Raw genomic sequence first — 4,385 nt, forward strand, 5'->3', positions numbered from 1 at the left:
ACTCCCACATCGTTGCTCCGCTGTTCTTCCCCGGCGGCGACATCGGCCGGCTGGCAGTGTGCGGAACGGTCAACGATCTGGCCATGGTCGGAGCGCGGCCGCTGGGGCTAACGGCCGGATTCATCCTGGAGGAGGGTCTTCCGATCGAGGTGCTCGAGAGGCTGACGGAATCGATGCGGCGGGCGGCCGAGGAGGCCGGCGTGCGCATTGTCGCCGGCGACACCAAGGTTGTCGAGCGGGGCAAGGGCGACGGGCTTTTCATCAACACCAGTGGGCTGGGGTGGGTGCCGGCAGGGCGCGAGATTTCCGGCGGGAGAGCCCAGCCTGGGGACGCGGTGCTGCTGACCGGCACGGTCGGTGATCACGGCATCGCCGTGATGGCCGCCCGCGGTGGCATGGCGCTCGAGATCAATGTCCTTTCGGACGTGGCGCCGCTGAATCGGCTGGTCGAAGGCCTGCTGGCGGTATTCCCGGAGGTGCACGTGCTGCGCGATCCGACGCGCGGTGGAGTGGCAACGGCGCTGAACGAGATCGCCCGCCAAAGCGGCGTGGCGATCCAGCTCGTGGAGACGACAATTCCCATCAATCCGGCAGTCGAATCCGCCTGTGAGCTGCTTGGGCTGGATCCGCTGTACGTGGCCAACGAGGGCAAGGCGCTGATCTTATTGCCCGGAGCGCAAGCCCAGCCGGCGCTGGAACTCCTGCGCTCCCTGCCATACGGGGAGGGTGCCGTGCAGATTGGCACGGTGCGCCCGGCGCCGGCAGGGCGGGTGCTGATGCGGACTGGCATCGGCGGCACCCGCGTCGTCGACACCCTGTCCGGCGAGATGCTGCCGCGAATCTGCTGATTGTCATCTGACGACATTGGGGGGCACCTGGGGATTGACCCTCGCCGGGTTGGCACTGCGTGTCCGTGCACACCAGGGCGAGGTCCTTCGCTGCGATCGCGACCTGTGTGGGTTTCGCCAACGCCCCGATCAAGCCGCACTGATCGTTAGAGCTTGCCAAACCTTCCCGGATCTCGCGCGCTGGCCCCTGACCCGCTAGCCTCCGGCTGCATCCCCTGTGCGAAAGACGGCCCCGGGCAGCGCCCAGATGCTCTTGGCCACGAACGAGCCCACGAAGGTCCCGCCCATCCCCAAGCGCATGTTCCCCATCGGGGAGTACACCCGGCCACGGATGCTGCTTCCAGGGCCGGCGTGCAGCGCCGGGGTGCGGTTGCCCGCGATGTAGACGACCAGATAGCTCGCGGGAAGCACCTGGCTTGGACCGAGATAGGCATGCGACCCGAGGACGATCTCCTCGGCGACCCGCAACTCGCAGGGGCCAGCGCACTCGAGCCTCCCCTCACGCTGAATGTTGAGACTGCGGAAGGTGTGGACCCCGCTGCCGAGCACGACGACTGCCCCGGGCAGGATCGTCACCTTGCCGGCAATGGTCTCCGCCCACGGTAGTCCACCTTCTTCGGGGGGAATTACCAGATCGGGCGCATCGGCGGGTACGGAGAACTGCGGCATCTCGGGCGCCTGGAGCAGCGGCAGCTGGAGCGGCGAGATCTTCTTGCCGGTGACCGCCGCCGAAGCCTGGCGCCGAAGATCGCTGCAGAAGACGATGCCGGGCACCTTGACGCCCGGCCCAAGGGAAACGGTGTCGGCGGAGAGGGTGGTCGAGGGGCTGAGGTGGATGTTCGGTCCCAGCCACAACTCGACCTCGCGATCGCCTGCCGGTGGGTCATTGACGCCTATGTTGCCCGCTTCGATCTGCACGCCTAGACTGAGCGCGAGGCTATCCTGAGCGAAGAGCACGTAGTCCTCGATGTGGGAAGAAGGACGAGGACCGCCCACGGGTGTAGGCGTCATCGTGGGGGTGGGGGTGGCCGGCGCTTTGAGGAACTTGCGCGAGTCGAGGTCGAAGTAGATGACTTGAGAGCCGTCTTGAGATCGCAGCAGCAGGCGATGGCCCTGGGCATCCACAATCTCGACCGCGCCGGCTCGGAAGGGCGTGGGATACGATGCAGGCAGACACAGGTCTCCGACTCCGTGTTCCGTGACGAGTACCACGCCCTGGGCATCCCCGGGGTGCAGGGCGCCGGCGTAAACATCCAGGGACGGGAACGTGGGGCCATCGGTGGCGCGCCACTCATTGACGATATCCGGCATCTCGTCCATGTTCTGCTTGTAGCAAACGTAGAACACCTCCGGCTGTCCCTGCCAGATGATCACACCAGCGTCGGTGAGCCTGTGCACAAAGGAGCTGAAGTCTGGGGCGGGAGGCGTGCCGAAGTGCGGGGTGGCGAGTGCCCAATCGAACGTCGGGGATGGCGTCTGAAGTAGAGCATCCTGGGTCCTGGCGACATCAGTAATGAACTGGATCGAGGTTGCCTCGTATGGCTGTGGTGTTCGCGTGGGGGAACCTCGGACTGAGCTAGCTCGTTCCTCGCTCGGGCCAGGGGTAAGCGCAACGGCAAGGGAAGCAAGAGACAGAACGGCCATCGTCAGCGCGGCACCGACAGCCAGCTTTCGGGAGCTCGAGGAGTTTCCAGCGTTGTTCATCGGGTATGCTCCTGTTCTGTGCCCGAATTCATTTCAGCAATCGAAGCATGGCTCCCAGTAGCTGAGCCAGTCGATATCCGTCAGCCAACGAATGTCAGAGACCGATGTGGCCGGGTCGGCTCCCAGGGCCGAGGAGAGTTGCCACCAACCTTCATCAGGAGGATTCCCCTTGGGGCCAGGGCATACCGAGCTTTGGCATTCCGTGAGGAGCCCGCGGAAGATGATTGCCCCTGGGCGGATTGCATGCTCCACAGCATAGCGGCTGAGTACTGACCATTGAAGTGCGTTAGATCCATCTTGAGTGTAGATCTCAGGGATCGGGAAAGTGTAGACCGTCCCTCTGCACTTCGACCAGGCCTGTTCGATGGTCCAGTTCCCGAGCGCACAGTCTGGATTGACTGTGCCGTTGGCATAGACGCACTTGTGACATCCCTCGCATGAACCAAAGTCGAAGAGAGTCACAGGTGCGACCCCATTCTCACCGAACCAACGGTCGTAGGCGTCGATCCAATCGTTAGTTGACTTCCCGTCGTTCCAGGCAAGCTGGGCATCAAGAGCAGAGGCAATCCCAACCCGCGAATAGCGCATTTCATTGGTGAAGCTCCGTAGGCGAGACACCATCTCCGCCCAGGCCGCCCCGTGTTCTCGCGGCATGCCATCCTCGTTCACAGTGCAGCAGTTGGTCGTTCCAACCGCCACCGTGAGGCGTGCGTCTGGCGCAAGGTCCCTACCGTGGAGGACGTACCCAATCCACCAGCCGTTGATGAACGCCTTGACCAGCCGATCGATGTCAACTGTTGCTGAGGGTGAGTACGTCGGGGTGAACGCTGTCCAAAGACTTGCGCCGTACAGGCGGCTCTGCCGCGGCCCGCTCCAGCTGGGGGCGCCGAAATCCAGAATGACAATTCCGTCTGTCCCGAGCCGGCCGAAATCCTGACCCACCTCAAACAGCGAGTCCTCCGAACGGACATTGACGTACAGCGATCTCGTCCACGGGCGGCCGAACTTGCTGACAAAGGCATCGCCTGACCCGTTTAGGTCGCTTTGGTGTGGAACGCGCAGCAAGAAGTCCCCGGAGGATGTGCGGCCCGCGACATAGGTTCGTCCCCTCCAGAAGGCAAGCCCGCTCGCCGAGTCCGTGCCCTGCCCACCAAGGCAAGTCGAGTACACCATTTCCAGGCCAGGACCGAGTTTGGTGTAGAAGGAATCCAACACCGAGTCCCCCCCAGCATGCTTCGGCTGCAAGGCGTCCGGTGTGGTCGGGAACTCCCGGTCTCCAGTCAAGTCCGAGGAAGTGTAACCACTCAGGTGGGTGGCTCCTGTGCTATCCGTCGCAATGGCGTTTACGGCGTCCTGCTCCCCGCTTCCGCCGAGGTAGGAGAAGCGATCAAGGTCTCCGGCTTGCGTGAACCGGGCAACGAATCCGTCATAGGTTCCGCCGCCATGGGACGTCTGGAAGACCCCCTCGCTCCCTTCCAGTTCTCTGGAAGAGATCGTTCCACCGGCGGTTGCGTTCCTCTCCTCGTCGACGGCTACAGCATTGCCGTGGTCTCCACCACTCCCACCAAGGTAGGACCAATACAAGACCTCCTGCCCCGTGGGGTTGAAGGAGGCGATAAAGGCGTCTGTCCCACCGGCGTAGTCGGCCTGATAGGAGTTCGCTTCGGGTGGCATGAAGTCGAGGGAGTCGGTGCTGCCAACAACTACGAAGGATCCATCGTCTGCAACGGCCACCGCGCGAGCCACCTCATCCCTTGAGAAGGCTCCTCCGCTGCCGCCAAGGTACGTCGAGTAGAGGAGCCGGCCGTCTCGAGCATCGAACTTGGCCAGGAA

General features: G+C 63.6%; 3 protein-coding genes. 1 reads left to right on the forward strand and 2 read right to left on the reverse strand.

Features of this window, described 5'->3' with window-relative positions; genetic code table 11:
• Positions 1-848: hydrogenase expression/formation protein HypE (gene hypE / locus MUO23_07150; GenBank protein ID MCJ7512733.1), on the forward strand; the 848-nt coding region annotated here is incomplete at its 5' end.
• 195 nt (positions 849-1,043) lie between these two features.
• On the opposite strand, the gene MUO23_07155 is transcribed toward hypE, so the two are convergent.
• Positions 1,044-2,246 carry a hypothetical protein gene (locus MUO23_07155; protein MCJ7512734.1) on the reverse strand — a complete coding sequence of 401 codons (1,203 nt, stop codon included), beginning with the start codon at positions 2,244-2,246 and terminating at the stop codon, positions 1,044-1,046.
• 339 nt (positions 2,247-2,585) lie between these two features.
• The coding region (locus MUO23_07160) for a hypothetical protein (GenBank protein ID MCJ7512735.1) at positions 2,586-4,385 on the reverse strand (1,800 nt) is incomplete at its 5' end.

Source organism: Anaerolineales bacterium, from assembly GCA_022866145.1.
Lineage (GTDB): Bacteria > Chloroflexota > Anaerolineae > Anaerolineales > E44-bin32 > PFL42.